This is a genomic window from Galactobacter caseinivorans (genome assembly GCF_003640665.1).
Taxonomy (GTDB): Bacteria; Actinomycetota; Actinomycetes; order Actinomycetales; family Micrococcaceae; genus Galactobacter; species Galactobacter caseinivorans.
In genome coordinates this window covers 395,021-412,287 of sequence record NZ_QQXL01000001.1, presented here as the reverse complement: position 1 = coordinate 412,287, position 17,267 = coordinate 395,021, and the positions used below count along the sequence as shown (strand labels likewise).

Genomic DNA, 17,267 nt, shown 5'->3' with positions numbered 1-17,267 from the left:
ACGCGGCGTCGAACACAGTGCCCGACGCCGCGTGGTGGCGTTGGCCGCGCTGCGGGGCCTTGGCCGTGCGGCGGGGCGTTAGCCGCAGCGCGCCGCCGTGGGCTGATCGCCCTTGCCAAGGGCCGTCAGCGTGGCGACGCCCTCCTTGAGGGTGGCAACGGAGTAGACGTCCAGGCCCTGCGGCACCCGCCCCTTTAGCTCCGCGCAGTTGGCGGCCGGGGCCAGGAAGACGCTGGCGCCCTCCAGCTTGGCGCCCACGACCTTCTGGGCGATACCGCCGATGGCACCCACCTTGCCGTCCGCCGTGATGGTGCCGGTGCCCGCCACGTGGCGATCCCCCGCCAAGGACCCCTCCGTGAGCTTGTCGTAGATGCCCAGAGCCAGCATGCCGCCGGCCGAGGGGCCACCGATGTCCTTGAGCCCAAACTTCACCTGGAAGGGGAAGTCATAGGTGCCCTGAATGTAGAGGCCAAGGGAGCGCTGACCCTCCACGTTGTTGACCGGCGCCTTCAGTGTCACGTCCTTGCCGCCGCGCGTCACGACGACCGGGATGGTGTCCCCGGTGGAGGCCTTGACCGCCGCCGGGGCCTGGTCAAGGGCGGAAATGGTGGTGCCGTTGACCTTCTTGAGCACATCCCCCGTCTTGAACAGGCTCCCCTTCTCTTCCACCGTGCCGGCCACCACCGTCTGGATCTTGTAGTCGATCCCCAACTCGGTCAGGGCCGCCGCGGCTGCCACCTGCTGCGAGTCAGTCATGGCCACGGCGTTTTGGGAATCGCTCTCCTCGCTGGTGGTTCCCGCGGGGTACACAAACTCCTTTGGCTGCAGGTCCTCCTGCGGGCTCAGCCAGGCGCCGAAGGCCTCAAAGCCACGAATCTCACGCCCGGGGCCGCCCGCCACGGACACCGTGGTCAGGTCCAACCTGCTCTGGGTCGGGTAGGTCTTGTGCCCCGAGATCTCCAGGATCTTGGCGTCGTGGTACTCACCGAGGGTGTTCACCGCGGGGCCTGGGCCCTCCACGACAAAGGCTGTGGGCCCAAAGATCCCCACGATTCCGAGCACAGCCGCGCCGGCCCCGCACCACGTCATCAAACGTTGCGTTGAGGCCTGAGTGGGGCGCTTGCTTGGCACGGCGATTCTCCTTGTGGGGACGGGGTGGATGCGTGGGGTACGCGCTCCGTAGCCTAGTGGTTGCGACCGGGTGAGCGCTGCGACGCGGCGGCCCACGCCCAGCCTCACAGTGAGCCATCAGCGAACCACCACCCGCCGGAGGGGCCCGCCGAGTACGGTAAGGACATGGCCGAGAACCCCTCCAGCCCCGATCCCGACGACAACGAACCCCAGGACCCGCTTTCGCGGATGTTCGGGCAATTCTTTGGTGGCCAGAACGCCCAAGGAATGCCTGACTCGGCCGCGATGCAGGCCATGTTTGGGCAGTTGCAATCTTTCTTTGGCGCCATGGCGTCCGGGGGCGATGGCCCAGTGAACTGGACCCTGGCCAAGGATTCGGCGCGCAAGGCCATCACCGACTCCGCTGCCGTGGACTCCTCCCAGACCCGAGACGTGGCGGAGGCAGCCCGGCTCGCCGAGCTCTGGCTGGATGCCGCCACCGAATTCACCACCTCCTCCACCGAGGCCCGCGCCCTCACCCGCACCGAATGGGTGGAGGCCACCCTGCCGCAGTGGCAGGCACTGACCGAGCCCGTGGCGCAGTCCGCCGCGGACGCCGTCTCCGGCTCACTGGAGACGCAGCTCCCCGCTGAGGCCACCGCCATGCTTGGCCCGGCCGGAGGCATGCTCAAGTCCCTGGGCGGCGCGCTCTTTGGGGCCCAGCTTGGCCAGGCCGTTGGCACCCTCTCCTCCGAGGTCCTGGGTGGGACCGACACCGGCCTGCCCCTGGCCGGGCGCCGCTTTGCCCTGGTTCCGCAAAACGTTGCCGCGTTCAGCGAGGGCCTGGAGCTGCCGCGCCAGGAGGTATTGCTCTACCTCGCCCTGCGTGAGGCGGCCCACCAGCGCCTATTCCACTCCGCCCCGTGGCTTGAGGCACATGTGTTGGAGCTGGTCCGGGACTTCGCCGCCGGCATCTCCATCGATACCTCCGCCATTCAGGAGCGCATCCAGGGCATTGACCCCTCCGACCCCGCGGCCATCCAAGAGGTCCTGAGCGGCGGCATGCTTGAACCCGCCACCACGCCCCGCCAGCAGGCGGCGTTGGCCCGCCTGGAGACCATCCTTGCGCTGATTGAGGGCTGGGTGGACGCAGTGGTGACCTCCGCTGCCGATCACCTCCCCTCCGCGCCCGCCCTACGGGAGACGCTGCGGCGGCGCCGGGCCCTTGGCGGCCCCGGCGAGCAGGCCTTTGCCGGCCTAGTGGGGCTGCAGCTGCGCCCACGCCGGGCTCGCGAGGCAGCAACCCTCTGGGAGAGCATCAGCGCCGAGCAGGGTGCCGAGGCCCGCGACGCCCTGTGGAAGGAACCCGGTCTGGTTCCCACGGCGGAGGATCTGGATGATCCGGCCGGCTTCTTCACGCGGCGCGCCCTGCTGGACGCCACGGATGAGGACATCGACGCCGCACTCGCCGCGTGGCTGGATAACAAGCCGGAGACCCCCGCCAAGGAAACTGCGGCGGAGGATGCCGAGGACGGCCCGGCCGACACCTCCGGCACGGCCGATTGGTCCGACGAGGGCGGCGCAGGAGAAGACGGCGCTGCCGGCCCCAGCTCAGATGAGCCCAGCTCCGACGACACCAGCTCCGATGACACCAGCTCCGAGCACGGTGAGGACCCCAAGGACGGGGACAGCCCCGCCGGCGAGGGCAAGGGAACCGGAGCCTAAAACTCCACTTCCCCCTCGCGATCCGAGGCCCAGGTGACTCCGTTCAGGAACGCCTGGGCCTCGACGCGTCTGGGGTAGCGCGCCTCCAGCGCCTTAAATTGCGGCCCGTGGCCATCGTCCGCGAGCAGGTGCGCCAATTCATGCACCAGCACAAAATCCACCACCCACTCCGGCATCTCCCGCAGCCTGTCTGAGAGGCGAATGGTGCCCTCCGATGCCGTGGCTGAGCCCCAGCGGCGGTGCTGATTGCTGACCCAGCGAACGCTGAGCGGCCGGGCCCGCCCGTCCAGGTAGCGGGCGCTGAGCATCTGCGTGCGCCGCAGCAACTCATCGTCTCCGGCGGGCAACGGCTTCCGTTTGCTCATGAGTTTCACCAGCATGGTGTCCACCCAGTGTTGCTCCTCCTTGCGGCTGAGCCGAGCCGGAATGGAGACCACGGCGACGCCCTCTCGCCATGCGGCGTTGACGGTGCGGGTGCGTTTGGTGGAGCGCTTCACGCGCACGCGAATGCCGTCTTCACGGATATACTCCACCTCTGCCGTGGGCATGGTCCCTCTTTTCTTGATCATTCCTTGACCGCTACAACTGCTTTACCGTGCACCAGCGGGGCCTTCCCGGATCGCCGCTGTGAGGGACCGGATTGCTGCACCTGTGGATGACCCGGCAGCACCTGCCGAACTCCATGCCACGATAGCGCTCCAAGGGCAGGCCACGGGGGCGTTGTCCACCGGTGAGGGAGGGCACGGATGCGCATCAATCCTGGAGTACGCCTGCTGGCCAACGGCAGGGGGACGGTGCGGGTGGGGACCGGACCAGGGCACACCGAACTGCACGACGTCTCAGAGGCGGACCTGGACGTTCTGCGGCGGCTGGCCCGCGGCGAGACCATCCCGCCACCGCCGCCGAATAGCGACGCGGCGCTGGCCCGCGGACGGCTGTTACAGAGCGTGGCGCACGTGCTGGTGGACTCCGAGCCGTGCCACGCATTGCCCGGATTGGCCGCGGACCGCCTGCGCACCGACGGCTACGGGTGGGCGGGAGCGTTTGGTCGCAGCGGCGAGCACCCGCTGGAGGGACGGCTGCGCCGGCGGGTGTGGATCTCCGGGCTGGATCGCTGCGGCATGGCCCTGGCCTTCACCCTGGCCGCGGCCGGCGTGGGTCAGCTGGCACTCGCCGATGACACGCCGGTGGCCCCGGATGACCTGGGATCCTCCCCTTTGCGGCTCACCGAACTGGGTCTGCCGCGCCCGGCCGCGGTCGCCAGGCATGTGGCGCGCCTGTATCCGCATACCCACGTCCTCTCTCCCGTGAGCCTCACGGAGGCTGAGCGCGGCACGGACCTGTTGGTCCTGGTGGTTCGCGACGGCATCGAGGCGGGCCTGGCAGCGAGGCTGGGCTGCGCCGACCTGCCCGTGCTGCCCGTGGTTTTCCATGAGGGCGGTTTCAGGGTGGGGCCGCTTGCCCTGCCAGGGGCCGCCGGCTGCGAGGCCTGCCGCAGCGAGGCGTGGCGGGTGCTGGAGGAGGGAGAGGAGCTCCTGGGCGGCGGCGCCTCGCCCGAGACCACCTCTGCTGTGCTCGCGGCCGGGTTGGCTGCGCAGGCGGTGGTCATGGTGCTCGACGGCGTGTTTGCCCCGAGCGTCGTCAACGGCGCCTACGTGGGGACGCTGGGCGCTGCGGCGATTCACTTTGAGCCGCTCCCGGCCAGCTGCGCGCACGGTACCGCCGAGCAGGGAAGCCTCGAGCAAGGAAGCATCGAGCAGGGAAGCCCCGCGGCGTAGGAGGGGGCTCAGCGCAGGTCGACGAGCACCGACATCACGTCCTCGCCAAAGCGCTCCAGCTTGGACCGGCCGATGCCTGGGATGGCCAGCAGGGCCTGCGGTGACTGCGGCATCTCCTCGGCGATCGCCATGAGGGTGGCGTCCGTAAAGATGACAAAGGCGGGCATTCCCGCCTCCTTGGCCGCCTCAGAGCGCCACGTGCGCAGCGCCTCAAACACCGCCTCGTCGTAGATGGACGGGCAGGTGGAGCAGCGGCGCAACTTGCGCTCCGCCGGCGTCTCCAGCACGGTGCCGCAGACCCGGCAGCGCACCGGGGCGGCGCTGCGCCGGGTCCTGGACTGCGCGGCGTCCGCCGTGACGCTCTCACGACCCGTGGCCGGGGCCAGGCCAGCCAGGAAGCGGCTGCGGCGGCGCCTGCCACGCCCGCCCGTGGTCCGCGACAGCGACCAGCTCAGGATCAGCCGGGTCTCGGCACGGGTCACCCCCACGTAGAGCAGGCGGCGCTCCTCATCAAAGTCGGATTGCGTCTCGGCAAAGGAGATGGGCATGAGCCCCTCGGAGAGGCCCACCAGGAACACGGTGCCCCACTCCAGGCCCTTGGAGGAGTGCAGCGATGCCAGCGTCACGCCCTCTACCACCGGGGCATGCGCCGTGGCCGCCCTGGCCTCCAGCTCCGCCGCGAAGCTCTCCATGGTGAGGTGCTCGCCCTCTGGCTTCGCGGCGTCGAGCTCATCGGCGAGCGCGACCAGCGCCGCCAGGGACTCCCAGCGCTCGCGCACCGCTCCGGCGGCCGTGGGCGCGTTGCGCTGCCAGCCCAAGGAGGCCAGCAGGTCACGGGAGAGTTGGGTGGCCTGTTCAAGGGGCGCGTTGCGGGCGGAGGAGCGAATCTGCGCCAACCCCTCGCGAACCTCCCTGCGCTGAAAGAAGCGCTCGGCGCCGCGCAGCTGATAGCCAAGGTTCTGCGCGCTCAGCGCACGCTCCAGCGCCTCTGATTGCCCGTTGGTGCGGTACAGCACGGCGATGTCTCGCAGTTTGACGCCGTCGCGCTGCATGAGCGACTTGATGCGCTGGGCAACAAAAACGGCCTCAGACTCATCATCTGGCAGCTCGTGATACTCCGGCTCAGGGCCCTTCTCGCGCTGGGCAATGAGCTCCAACGGTTCCGGCCACACGGTGCCGCGCTGATCCACTCCGCGCTCCGGGTGACGCCCGCCCAAGAGCCGGTTGGCCAGGTGCACCACCTGCGGCGTGGAGCGGTAGTCCCGCACCAGATGGACCTCCTGCGCCTCCGGGTGGGTGCGCGTGAACTCCAGCAGGTGGCGCGGAGTGGCGCCGGTGAAGGAGTAGATGGTCTGGCTGGGATCTCCCACCACACACAGCTCCCCCCGTGTGCCGACCCAGAGGTCAAGGAGGCGCTGCTGCAGCGGGGAGACGTCCTGGTACTCATCCACGGTGAAATGACGGTACTGCGAACGCACCTGGGCCGCTACCCGCTCGTCATCCTCCAGAATGCCGACCATCAGCAGCAGCACGTCCTCAAAGTCAATCAGGCCGCGATCCGCCTTGACGTCCTCGTAGGCCTGGTAGACGCGGGCAAGAGCCGTGTGGTCAAGATCCGCGACCGGGTCGCGTTGGATGGAGGGCGCACCGTAGGTCTCCGGGGTGAGCATGGAGACCTTGGCCCACTCGATCTCCCCTGCCAGGTCCCTCACCGTGGCGCGGTCCGCGTTGACCCGCAGGCGGCGCGCGGCCTCTGCCACCAACGACGCCTTGTGATCCACCAGATTGGGCAGTACGCCGCCCACTGACTGCGGCCAGAAGTATTGCAGCTGGCGCAGCGCCGCCGCGTGGAAGGTGTGGGCCTGCACGCCCGCGGCACCGAGCCCGCGCAACCGGGTCCGCATCTCTGCAGCGGCGCGGGCGGTGAAGGTCACGGCTAAGACCTGCTGGGGCACGTACTCCCCCGCCGCCACGCCGTGGGCAATGCGGTGGGTGATGGCGCGGGTCTTACCGGTTCCGGCGCCCGCCACCACCACCATGGGGCCGTGAAGGTTGCTCGCGACCTGCAACTGCTCCGCGTCCAACCCGGACAAAATCTCCTGTGGGGTGAGGCTCACTTGCGCGCCTCCTTGGATGTCGCGGGGGTGGGAAGCTCCCCGCCAAACCAGGCGCGCAACATGGCTCCGGCCACGGACACTCCGCCGGGGACGCCGATGCTGCCCGCCGCCACTTCGCTGGCCAGCTCATCCCTGGTGAACCACCGGGTGGCCACAATCTCCTGGCCATCCGGGACGGTATGCGTGGAGAGGGCCATGGCATGGAAGGCAACCATGAGCGAGGCAGGCAGGGGCCACGGCTGGGAGCCAAGGTAGCGCGGGGCGTCCAGGCTCACGCCAGATTCCTCTCCGACCTCACGAATCACCGCCTCCTCCAAGGATTCCCCCGGTTCAACAAACCCGGCAAGCATGGAGAAACGGTCCCCGCCCCAGGCCGCGTTGGCGCCCAACAGCACCCGGTCATGGGCATCCGTGACCAGCACAATCACGGCAGGATCGGTGCGGGGAAAGTGGTCCGTTCCCTGGGCCGTGCACCGGCGCACCCATCCGGCGTCCACCACCTCGTTAGGCGCGCCGCAGCGGGAGCAGAAGGAGGTCACCGAGTGCCAATTCAGGACGGCGACGGCTTGGGTGAGCAAGGCCGCGTCCGTGCGGCTCAGCTCTGCCGCTCCCCGCAAGCCAACCGGCGTGGCACCCCCGGCGCTCGCCCGCGCCCACCACTGCGGCTCCTGCACAAACTGCGCCGCGACCCAGTCCACCCCAGCTGCGCCGTCCACGCCGTCCACCCTGCCGAGCCACACCAGGACGGTGGCCTCTGCCAGGCCGGCCCGCACCCCAGGTGCGCCGAGCTCCGGGGCCGCCAGCGCGTCGTCGAGCACTAAGGTCTTGCCGCCCACGACTGCCAGCAGGCGGGTGGAGCCGCGCTCCAGCGCGGAATCCAGCCATCCCTGCTTGCGCCGATCCTCGCCGCCGCGGTCCACGCCGCCCCCCGTGAGGGCGAGCGGGGCAAGCGAATACTGCGGCACAAAAGTCATGACTCTAGGTTATCGAGAAGGGGCGACACTCGCTGACGAGGCGGCGGGATCGGTGGACAACTTCCGACGCGCCGAGCGCAACTCCCGCCGGCATCCGGGCCGCTCAAAGTACGGTGGGGAGGTGAAACGTTCGCCTCTCGACCTCGCCGCCGTCGCCACCGCAGCCGTGCCCGGACTCGTTGCCTCGCAGGTGGGGCGGCTTCCGGACGACGCAGAAGACTTTGACGCGGCCCTCGTGGTGGACAGCAAGGGCTCGCGCTGGCGCGTGCGCAGCCCCAAGCACCCAGACGCCAGTCTGCGCCTGGAAACCGAGCTTCGCGCGCTTGGCGGGCTCTCCCCCACGGTGCGCGCCACGCTCCCCTTTTCCGTTCCGACCGTGGCCGGAACGGTGAAACAGGGCGAGCTTAAAACCTTTGTTTATCATCACTTGGATGGGCACGTGCTCTCCCTCGATGAGCTGCTGGCCTCCCCGGACCTGGCCACGCAGGTGGGCAGGACCATCGCGGCGATCCATGAGATTGACCGCGAGACAGTGGAACGAGCCGGCCTGGCCACCTACGACGCCGAGGAATTTCGGCGCGCCCGCCTCTCCGAACTGGACCAGGTTGCCTCCAGCGGCAAGGTGCCCGCCCGGCTGCTGCGGCGCTGGGAGAACGCCATGGAGGACGTCTCGCTGTGGCGGTTTAACCCCTCCGCGGTCCACGGCGACCTGCACGAAGAACAGCTATTTGTCCACGAGGACCGTTTAGTGGCGGTCACCGGCTGGTCCGACCTGCACGTGGGCGACCCAGCCGAGGACTTGGCCTGGCTCCTGGCCCTGGATGATCAGCGCACCATCGACGCGGTCGTGAATGCCTACAGTGCCCGGCGCGGCGACAAGGCCGACCCGCACCTGATGCGGCGCGCCACCCTGGCCGCCGAGTTTGCCCTGGCCCGCTGGCTGGCCCGCGCCCTGACGCGCGGCGACGCCGCACGCGTCGCGGAGGCAGAGGTCCTACTGGCGGACCTCGACACCAATCTGCAGGAGCTGGGAGACCGCCCGGTTGGCCTGGTGGAGGCCGGGCCGGAGCGGCCAGAACACGCCCCTTCCGTCACACAGCTCGACGACGCCGCACCCACCGACCCTGCCGACGCGGACGCAGCCGGTGGCCCGGTCGTGGACGCCAAGGGCGACTGGGTGGAGCCCACCGCAGCCGAGAACTCCACGCCTGAGCAGCCGGCCGTGTTGACGCCTGCCGTGACGGAGCTCCCCGCCCCAGCGGTCACGGCCAAGCCGGCGGCGCAGGCCGTCGCCGAACCGGACCCCACGCCGGAGGTCAAGCCTGAGCAGGACGCGGAGCCAAAGCAGGAAGCGAAGCCCGAGCAGGGGGACGAGCCCACGCCGGAGGCGACGCAGGAGCCCGCGAAGAAAGCTGCCAGCGAGGACAAGGAAACGGACGAGCCAGCAGACGGGCCAGCAGCCGAGTCAGCAGACGAGGATGACGATGCCGTCATCACAGACGCGGACGTCCCGGATCCCGCGACCGAGGCCATGACGATTGTGCCCCCGGCGGAGAAGCCGAAGCCGACCGCCGAGGAGGACCCGGCCGCCAAGAAGGGCCGGGAGCAGGACTGACGCCCGCGGGCCGCTCTAGCGGTGGCGCAGCGTGTCCACCAGTTGCTGCGGTGACTCGCAGGCAAGGACCCACGGAAGCGTGTGGGGATCGTTCGGGGCGCCCTGCCAGCGCAGCAGCATGAGGCGGTGGTGGGACACCGCGATCTGCTCCCTGCCATCCGTCGCGATGACCTGAAAATCCGTGCCGGCCAGGGCGTGGCCGGGGGTGCAACGACTCAGGACGTCCCGGTGCTCCTGCTCCTGGCCCTGCGGGTCCTTGCGCACGTCGCGAAACCCAGCCGGGAACACGAAGTCCGCGGGCACGCCCCCGCGTTGGAAGGGCACCGAGCGCGCCGGCAAGCCGGTGGAAGGATCAGCCGGAACGTAGCGGTTCAGCAGCTCCATGAGGCGCATCGTGACCCCATCGCGATAGCGCTGAAAGGCCGGGAGGCCGCCGCTGTTGGGGTCCAGGACACTCACGATGAGCTTCTTGTCCCGCAGGTGCAGAACGGGTGAGAAGGTGCCATCGGCCTCCACCCCCTGCACGTCAGCGCGCGCCACGGTGCGGGCACGGAAGCTGTTGCGGACCTTGACCCACTCGGGGCCAACCTCCACGCCCGCTCGGCGCACGAACCCAAGAAAAATCCCGATGGCCGCTATGCCAAGGCCGCAGGCCAGCATGGCTGGGTCAACGTCCCCGGCCCCCATCCCGTTCATGGCGCCGATGGCCATCAACACCCCCATGGGAGTGAGTATCACCATGACACAAACCAGGATTGCTCTGGCCCCTGGGGCGAGCGCGCGCACGCGCTCCACGTGACCGGTCTTCTGCGCCGTGTCTGCCTTGAAGGCCATGCTTTCTCCCCAAAGTGCGGTGGTGATCTTGCGTGAATGACGTTGCCACAGCGAGGACGCGCGCCCGGCCTACTGGCCTTCGGTCGCAAACAGCTCGGTGATCAGCGCCTCCAAGTGTGCCTCATCCGCCAGTCGCGGCGGCCGCACCGTCTTGCCGTGGGCCACGTAATAGAAGGCGGCGTCGATCTGGTCCAGGGGCACCCCATGCAGGCGTGACCAGGCAAGTCGATACACGGCAAGCTGCAGTGACTTCTTGGGAAGCTCGGCGGCGGTGGGCACGCGCCCGGTCTTCCAATCCACCAGGTCCCAGCGCCCTTCGGGGCTCTTGAAGACCGCATCGATGCGGCCACGCACACTGACCGGCCCAATCCGGGTCTCCAGCGCGGCTTCCACGATCTCCGGCTGGCGATTGGCCCACTCAGAGGCAAGGAACTTGGCCTTGAGCTGCTCCACCGCTGCGGTTGCGCCGACGGTGCCCCCGTCCGGGACGACGCCGCCCTCACCTGCTTCGCCACCCGCGTCGCCCGCGTCGCGCGCATCGCTGTAGAGAGCGTCGTCGTCCAGGTCAAAGTGACCCTGAGCCTCAAAGCGCGACTCAACCCACTGGTGAAACTCCGTGCCCTGCGTCGCGGCGACCCCCGGGCGGTGCGGCACGGGGCGGCGCAGGTCCTTCTCCACCGCCTCGCGATCATCCGCCGCCTCAACAAAGAGGGAGGCGCGCACGTGCCGCGGCGGAATCAGCTCCGGCTCCAAGCCAGCCTCGGCGCGTTCCTGCAGCAACTGCCGTGCCTCCTGGTCCCACTCCAGCCCCAGCTCGGAGCCCGGTCGCGGAATCTCCCCCGAGGCCAGCAGCGCCTCCCGCGCCGTGCGCACATCTAGCGCGGCGGCCTCTAGGCCCGGCCGCCGGCTGGCCACCCGCGGGATCATGACCTCCTCGCCCTTGAACACGGTGGCGCCGGCCAGCGGATCGTAGGGCCACTCGCCGCGCAGCATGATGCCGGCCTCCGGGTTCTCCTCCAGCTCCGCTGGAGCCTCCTGCCACGGCCCGCGCTCCACCTCCGGGGCGCGGCCCGTTTCCTGCGCGTCTTCCAACGCCAGCTCCGGTGCAATCAATCCCTCACCCTGCGGTGCAAGGCAGGCCGCCAATTCGCTAAAGAACGGCGAGGGCTCCACCCGCTTCTTGGAGAGCCCGCTGAAATCACTGGCGGAACACCACAGCACCGATCGCGCGCGGGTGAACGCCACGTATGCGAGCCTGCGCTCCTCCTTCTCCGCGTGCCGGGCCACCTCTAGGGCGTAGCCCTCCTCCTTGGTGCCCTTCTCAAACTCCTCGTATTCCTTCTGATGCTCAAAGACCGCCGCCGGGTCATCCAGGGCGCTGAGCTGGGGTAGCTCGCTTGCGTCTCCGCGCAGCGGCCATGGCAGCTCGGCAAAGCTCTTGGTCCAGCGGGTCACCTGCCCTGAGGGGAAGGTCCCGGCGTTCAGGGCCGGCACCGCGACGATGTCCCACTCCAGGCCCTTGGACGCGTGCACGGTCAGGAGTTGCACCGTGCCGTCCTCCGCCGGTTCCGGCGAGGTGGAGAGCCCACCCTCGTGGGTGGAGGCGGCGTCCAGCCACTCCAGGAACGCCGGCAGCTCCGCCTCCCCGTCCCCACCGTCAAAGCGGGCGACGACGTCCGCGAACGCATCCAGGTGTCGCCGGGCCGCGTGCTCGTCGCGCCCGGGACGCGAGAGCACCTCCACGTCCAGCCCCAGGGTGCTCACCACCTCCGCGACCAGTAGCGGGAGCTCCTCTCCGAGCAGCCGGCGCAAGCGCCGCAGCTCCGCGGCCAGTCGGGCCAGCCGCGCACGGGCCGCCTCTCCCAGCGTCCTGCCGTCCCGGCTCACCCACTCGCCGCGTGGGAGGTGATCCAGCGCCTCCACGAGGCTGGCCTGATCCACCAGGTCGTTGCCGTCCACGTGGCCGCGATCCTCCGCGGCTTGCCCGTCCGGGGTCTCAAAATCTGCTCGGCGCAGCTGACGCACGGCCGCCGCCCGACGCTTGGCACGGAATTGCGCGTAGTCCCCCAGCGCCATCAGGTCCGCCGGGCCAATCCGCCAACGGGCGCCGGCGAGCAGGCGCATGAGCGCGTCCGAGCGCCCCGGGTCGGCGATGACGCGCAGCGTCGCCACCACATCCTGCACCTCCGGAGTCGTGAGCAGGCCGCCAAGGCCCACCACTTCCACGGGGATGCCGCGCGAGCGTAGCTCCTCTGCCACCGGCGCCATGGTGGCGCGTTTACGGGTCAGCACGGCGACGGAGGGCCACGCGCCCTTGGCCTGCCGCCAGGCCTCGCGCTCGCGCTGGAGGAAGTCGGCCAGTTCCCTGGCCTCCTGCGCCGCAATCACGGCGTGCGCCAGGACCACGCGGCCCTGGCTCACGGCCGGACGAGCCTCCAGGGCGTCCACTCTGAGCCCGGCTGGGCGGGGCAGCGTGATGCGCGACGGCGCGAGCACCCCCGCGTGGTCCGCGTCGCATGGGTCTGTAGGCGCGCCAGCGACGTCCGGTACCGCGGCGTGCTCGGCAGCATCCGAGAGCGTCTGCCTGCGATTGAGAGGCCGGGCGATCAGGTTGGCGGCGTCCAGGATGGAGCGCGAGTTGCGCCACGCGGTGGTCAGCTGGGTCACCGGAGCCGGGGTGCGGGTGCCATCGGTTGCCACGGTGGCGAAACGGTCCGTGAAGGCGGCGAGCTGACCGGCGGAGGCACCACGGAAGCCGTAGATGGCCTGGTTGGGGTCCCCCACGGCGGTGACCGCGTGCCTTCCGTCGGCGAAGAGCCGGGCAAAGAGCTCAATTTGGGCGTGGCTGGTGTCCTGGAACTCGTCCAGCAGCACCACCTTGTAGCGCGAGCGATATTGGGCCTGCACCTCCGGGAGCAGGGCAAGCCGGGCCGCGAAGGCGACCAGGTCGCCGTAGTCCATGATCCCGCGCCGGGCCTTGGCCTCCTGGTAGTCGGCGGCGAGCCTGGCCACCGTGGCGTGGGTGCGCAGCCGGTCAATCTCTTTGCTCGGCTTGGTGGACCGGGCGGTGGCCCCGAACGGCAGCTCCTCGAGCCCGTCTGCGCGCTCCAGCAGCCAGTCCACGGTGCCTGCCGGGTCCACCAGGTGCTCCGCCGCCTGCGAGGCGTAGCCAAGGACGCCCTCCACGAGCGTCCCGTGGGAGGAATGCAGGTGCTGGTGCGGCCCGTCATAGGCATCCACCACCTTGGTGGCCAGCTGCCAGCACTGGGCCGGGCCCCAGACCGGCGCGTCCGGCTCCAGGCCTATCCTCATCCCCTGCTCCGCCACCAAGGTCTTGGCAAAGGAGTGATAGGTGGACACGCTTGGCTCCATGCCAAGGTCCGCCTCCTGGCCCTGCTGCATCACCGAGCGCAGGCGGCGTAGGTGCCCCCGCAACCGCTCCGCCAGTTCCCCGGCGGCCTTGCGTGTGAAGGTCACGCCAAGGATCTCCTCCGGGCGGGCCAGGCCGTTGGCCACCAGCCACACCACGCGGTCCGCCATGGTCGCGGTCTTCCCCGAACCCGCGCCAGCGACCACCAACAGGGGCGAGAGGCCGGAGGTGATCACGTCTCGCTGTTGGGACGTGGGTCGGTTTTCCTGCCCCAGCGCCGCCGCCAGCACATCCGGATCCTCAAAGGGTGAGGGCGTGTGCTCTCCGCTCATGTCCCCATCCCTCATCGATGCGCGGCTCACGGCTCGGTCACCTGGCGTCCCTCTGCGCACAGCGGGCAGGCGCCGGGAAGGGTGCAACGCACCGCCGCCCCGCCCTGCTCGTGCATGGCCACAAAGTCCGCCCGAGACATCAACTCCGCCGCATCAGCCACCATGTCCGCCGCCCAATTCTCTTCCGCTTCGATGGGCGCCTGCGCGCGCACCGTGGCCTTTGCCGTCTCTGTCCCGACGGCGACCAAGGCGGCCCCCGCCGGATGGGTCGGGTCGCCGAGTCCGGTCAACCCCGCCCGGTCACCCGCACCAACGTTGTCACCCACGCCAACGTCGTCGGGCAGTGTCTCTTGCGGCGCCAGCAGCGCACCAGCCAGGATTGCCGCCTGATAGGTGGCCAGCTGCGGGTGCTGCTGGGCCTCCACCGCGGTGGGAATGAGCTTTCCGGTCTTGAGGTCCACCACGTAGGGGCGCCCCTCCGCGTCCGCCTCCACCCGGTCGATGGATCCGTTGATCCGCACCGGGTGCTCCCCCGGCGAGCGCGGCTCCAGGTCCACGCCAATCCCCTGTTCCAACCCCACCAGACTGCGTCCGGCAGCGCTGGCGCTCTCGTAGTAGCCGGCCAGGCGGCCCAGCATCCGCTCGGCGCGCTCGCGCTCGGTGGAGCCCAGCCAGTTCTGCGGCATCTCCAACTCATCCCAGCGGTGATGCAACGCCACCAGGAGCTGTTCCTGGCTGGCCTCCGGGTATTGCTCGGCAATGGAGTGGATCAGCGTGCCAAGGCTGCGGGCAAAGTCCACGGGCGCCACCCCTCCCGCCGCCTGGATGAACCAGTTCAGCGGGGAGTTCAGCACTGACTCCACCTTGGACGGTGAGACCCGCACCGCGGCACCGGGGGCCACGATGGGATCCGCGCTGGAGAGCGGGGCAAGCCCCCACCATCTCGCGGGGTCCGCTCCGGGCACCGGAGGCTCTGCCAGGCTCAAGAGCGCCAGCACGCCGGCCGCGTCCGCCGCCGCTTCGTCCGCGCCGGCCTCTAGTGTGCGGCGCAGCAGCGCGGTCAGCGTGGTGAGGGTGCGCGGGCGGGGCACGGCGGTGATGACCAGCGGCTCAGCGTGATCGGAGCGCACCAGTTCAAGGAAGCTCGAGGGGGTGGCGTCATCCCCGGAGATGCCGATCAGGTGCAGCTGGGTGCGCGCCCGGGAGAGCGCCGTGACAAATTGGCGCAGCTCGTCATCGCGAACGGCGCGCAGCTTTTGCGCCACTGTGGAGTCTCGCAGGGCCTGCGGTCCCAGTTCCGCGACCGTCGCGAGTTCATCCGAGCGCAGCAGCTGCCCGCGCAACCCGGTGGAGGGCCACAGCCCCTCCTCCAGCCCCGTCACGATGACCGTGTCCCACTCCAGTCCGGCCGCGGCGGCGGGCGTTAAGACCTTGACGCGCCCGCTGGTGGAGCCGGTCCTGGCCAAGGAGTCCATGGGCAGTTCCTGCCCTCGCACGTGGTCAAGAAAGTCAGGGACAGAGGCCCCTGGGTGCTGATCCACGTAGCGCTCCGCCGCCTGGAAGAGCGCCATCACCGCATCCAAGTCCCGGTGCGCGCGGTCCCCGCGCAGCCCGTGCTCCCCCAACGCCTGCTCGCGCCAGGGCTCGGCGGCGCGGGCCGTGTCCCAGAGCGCCCACACGGCGGTCGACGGCGTGTGCTCGCCTTCCAGGTGCTGGCGCGCGGCGGCGAGCATGTCAAGCAGGCGAACGCCCGGCAGCGCGGTGGTCCCCAGGGCGCGCAACTCAGACGCGGTGTAGCCGCCATCCAGGAGCGCCGCGAGGAGCTGCGTGCTGGACGGGGCGGGCCCCTCCGCCTCGGGGCCGCGCGCCGCACGCTCGTGAATGAGCAGCTCCTGGCGCAGCCAACGCACATCCAGGGAGGACGCGCGGCCGTAGGGGCCAGTGAGGAGGGACTGCACTGCCGCGGCGTCCGCCAGCGCCTCCCGGGGGTCACGGACGCGGGGGGCGGCGGGGACCAGGGCGCGCTCCAGCAGCGCCAGGAGCGGGAGCACGGCGGCCTCCTCACGCAGCGGAATCTCCACGGGAGGCACCTCGGTGGAGATCCCGTCCAGGCCAAGCGCACGCGACACGCTGCGCACCTGCGCGCCGTTGCGCACAATCACTGCGATGTCCTCGTAGGCCACGCCGCGGCTCAGGTGCGCCTCAAGGACGTGCCGGGAGACCAGCCGGTCGCGGTGCACCACGGACTCCACCACGCGGACGTCGACAGGCGGCTCGGCGGCGGACGCCCCGGCGCCGGCGGGGCCCGTTGCGGGGCCGGCCGCCTGGCCAGCGGCGGTGCCAGCCGCCTGGCCAGCCGCGGCGCCCTCCTCCGGGCGGGGCTCCCAGCGGCGCCCCAACTCGCCGGTGGCGGACGGGATGCGCAGCATGACGCGGCGGATGGCGGTGCTCAGCGGAGCGCTCAGCCGGAAATTCTGCGTCAGTTCCACCACCGCCGCCGGGCCGTTGTCCCCGCCAAGCTCCCCGGGGAGCAAGCGGACCAGGTCCGGGCGGGCGCCGCGGAAACCCTGCACCACCGTGTCCGGGGAGGCCAGCAGGACCGCGTCGCGCCGCCCGCGGGCCGGGTCCGCCAGGAAACGCACCAAGGCGTGCTGGGACCCGGTGGCCTCTTGCAGGTCATCCACCACGAGTAATTCGAGGCCGCCGGTCTGGACGGCGGCAAAGTCGGGGAAGGCGCGCAACACCTTCAGCGCCAGCCCCACCAACTCGGCCGGGTCAAAGGCCTCCGAATGCGCCAGCTGCCCCACCCGGCGGTACTCGCGCAGAAACTGCGCGCAGGCCCCCCACTCGGGGACGCCGCAGCGCCGACCCAACCCCTCGACGTCGTCCGCTTCAAGCCCCCATTCACTGACGCGATCAAGGAACTGGCGCAGCTCCTGCCGGAAGCCGCGGGTGCCCACGGCCTGGCCAAGAGAATCCGGCCAGGCGGGCCCCCCGCCGTGTTCCCGGTGCCCGCGCAGCAACTCGGCGATGAACGCGTCCTGATCCGCGCCGGCCAACAGGCGCGGCGGCCGCCCGTCCGCCCGGATCAGCCCCTGCTCCCGCGCCAGGCGGATGAGGTCAAAGGCATAGGCCGAGTAGGTGCGCACCACCGGCTCGGCAAAGGTGGCTCCGGAGCGCAGCGCCAGCTCATCACGCAGGCGATCCGCCTGCTGCCGGGTGGGAACCAAGGCAAGGATGGCGTCCTGGTGGGTGCCTGCGCGGAGCCGGTCAATGACGACCTCAAGCGCCACGGTGCTCTTGCCCGTTCCTGGCCCGCCCACCACAAGGACGGGGCCGTGGCCTGGCTGGGAGATGAGCTGTGGGAGGTTCACCCCCTTATGAGACCACCCTGGGCCGACACCTTCCCAAC

10 protein-coding genes are annotated in these 17,267 nt (G+C 70.3%); 3 read left to right on the top strand and 7 right to left on the bottom strand.

Translation table 11 applies throughout. From position 1 onward, the window contains the following. Positions 1–78: 78 nt before the first annotated feature. Positions 79–1,131 (bottom strand): YlbL family protein, encoded by a 1,053-nt coding sequence (locus tag DWQ67_RS01935; protein WP_121483888.1) that lies wholly within the window; start codon positions 1,129–1,131, stop codon positions 79–81. Positions 1,132–1,296: 165 nt separating this feature from the next. Here DWQ67_RS01935 and DWQ67_RS01930 point away from each other — a divergent pair, with 165 nt between their 5' ends. Further along, the gene (locus DWQ67_RS01930; RefSeq protein ID WP_121483887.1) at positions 1,297–2,835 is read left to right on the top strand and encodes a zinc-dependent metalloprotease; all 1,539 of its coding nucleotides are present in this window, start codon (positions 1,297–1,299) and stop codon (positions 2,833–2,835) included. Here DWQ67_RS01930 and DWQ67_RS01925 read toward each other — a convergent pair. Beyond that, positions 2,832–3,383: a M48 metallopeptidase family protein gene (locus DWQ67_RS01925; protein WP_121483886.1), complete on the bottom strand. Its 552-nt coding sequence runs from the start codon at positions 3,381–3,383 to the stop codon at positions 2,832–2,834. The two genes, DWQ67_RS01930 and DWQ67_RS01925, sit on opposite strands and share 4 nt — an antisense overlap. Before the next feature lie 198 nt (positions 3,384–3,581). On the opposite strand from DWQ67_RS01925, the gene DWQ67_RS01920 reads away from it, so the two are divergent. Beyond that, positions 3,582–4,613 (top strand): ubiquitin-activating E1 family protein, encoded by a 1,032-nt coding sequence (locus DWQ67_RS01920; RefSeq protein WP_121483885.1) that lies wholly within the window; start codon positions 3,582–3,584, stop codon positions 4,611–4,613. 8 nt (positions 4,614–4,621) lie between these two features. Here DWQ67_RS01920 and DWQ67_RS01915 read toward each other — a convergent pair whose 3' ends face one another. After that, positions 4,622–6,730: an ATP-dependent DNA helicase UvrD2 gene (locus DWQ67_RS01915; protein ID WP_233555863.1), complete on the bottom strand. Its 2,109-nt coding sequence runs from the start codon at positions 6,728–6,730 to the stop codon at positions 4,622–4,624. Next, positions 6,727–7,704: an NAD(+) diphosphatase gene (gene nudC, locus DWQ67_RS01910; protein WP_121483884.1), complete on the bottom strand. Its 978-nt coding sequence runs from the start codon at positions 7,702–7,704 to the stop codon at positions 6,727–6,729. The genes DWQ67_RS01915 and nudC overlap by 4 nt, the downstream gene beginning before the upstream one ends. 121 nt (positions 7,705–7,825) lie before the next feature. On the opposite strand from nudC, the gene DWQ67_RS01905 reads away from it, so the two are divergent. Continuing rightward, positions 7,826–9,319, top strand: coding sequence for a macrolide 2'-phosphotransferase (locus tag DWQ67_RS01905; protein WP_121484229.1), 1,494 nt, complete (start codon positions 7,826–7,828; stop codon positions 9,317–9,319). Positions 9,320–9,334: 15 nt separating this feature from the next. Here the strand turns inward: DWQ67_RS01905 and DWQ67_RS01900 are convergent, their stop codons facing one another. The 3 genes from DWQ67_RS01900 to DWQ67_RS01890 form a co-directional block, all read right to left on the bottom strand. Next, positions 9,335–10,153 carry a hypothetical protein gene (locus tag DWQ67_RS01900; RefSeq protein ID WP_121483883.1) on the bottom strand — a complete coding sequence of 273 codons (819 nt, stop codon included), beginning with the start codon at positions 10,151–10,153 and terminating at the stop codon, positions 9,335–9,337. Between the two features lie 69 nt (positions 10,154–10,222). Beyond that, entirely contained in the window at positions 10,223–13,855 is a 3,633-nt protein-coding gene (locus DWQ67_RS01895) for an ATP-dependent DNA helicase (RefSeq protein WP_121483882.1), read from the bottom strand. 26 nt (positions 13,856–13,881) lie between these two features. Next, complete coding sequence (locus DWQ67_RS01890) at positions 13,882–17,229, bottom strand: ATP-dependent DNA helicase (RefSeq protein ID WP_121483881.1); 3,348 nt, start codon at positions 17,227–17,229, stop codon at positions 13,882–13,884. Positions 17,230–17,267: the final 38 nt, after the last annotated feature.

What these genes read in the sequence shown, in the direction of transcription:
- nudC (WP_121483884.1), bottom strand. Translation starts at nt 7,704, where the DNA reads ATGACTTTTGTGCCGCAGTATTCGCTTGCCCCGCTCGCCCTCACGGGG.
- DWQ67_RS01930 (WP_121483887.1), top strand. Translation starts at nt 1,297, where the DNA reads ATGGCCGAGAACCCCTCCAGCCCCGATCCCGACGACAACGAACCCCAG.
- DWQ67_RS01920 (WP_121483885.1), top strand. Translation starts at nt 3,582, where the DNA reads ATGCGCATCAATCCTGGAGTACGCCTGCTGGCCAACGGCAGGGGGACG.
- DWQ67_RS01895 (WP_121483882.1), bottom strand. Translation starts at nt 13,855, where the DNA reads ATGAGCGGAGAGCACACGCCCTCACCCTTTGAGGATCCGGATGTGCTG.
- DWQ67_RS01900 (WP_121483883.1), bottom strand. Translation starts at nt 10,153, where the DNA reads ATGGCCTTCAAGGCAGACACGGCGCAGAAGACCGGTCACGTGGAGCGC.
- DWQ67_RS01925 (WP_121483886.1), bottom strand. Translation starts at nt 3,383, where the DNA reads ATGCCCACGGCAGAGGTGGAGTATATCCGTGAAGACGGCATTCGCGTG.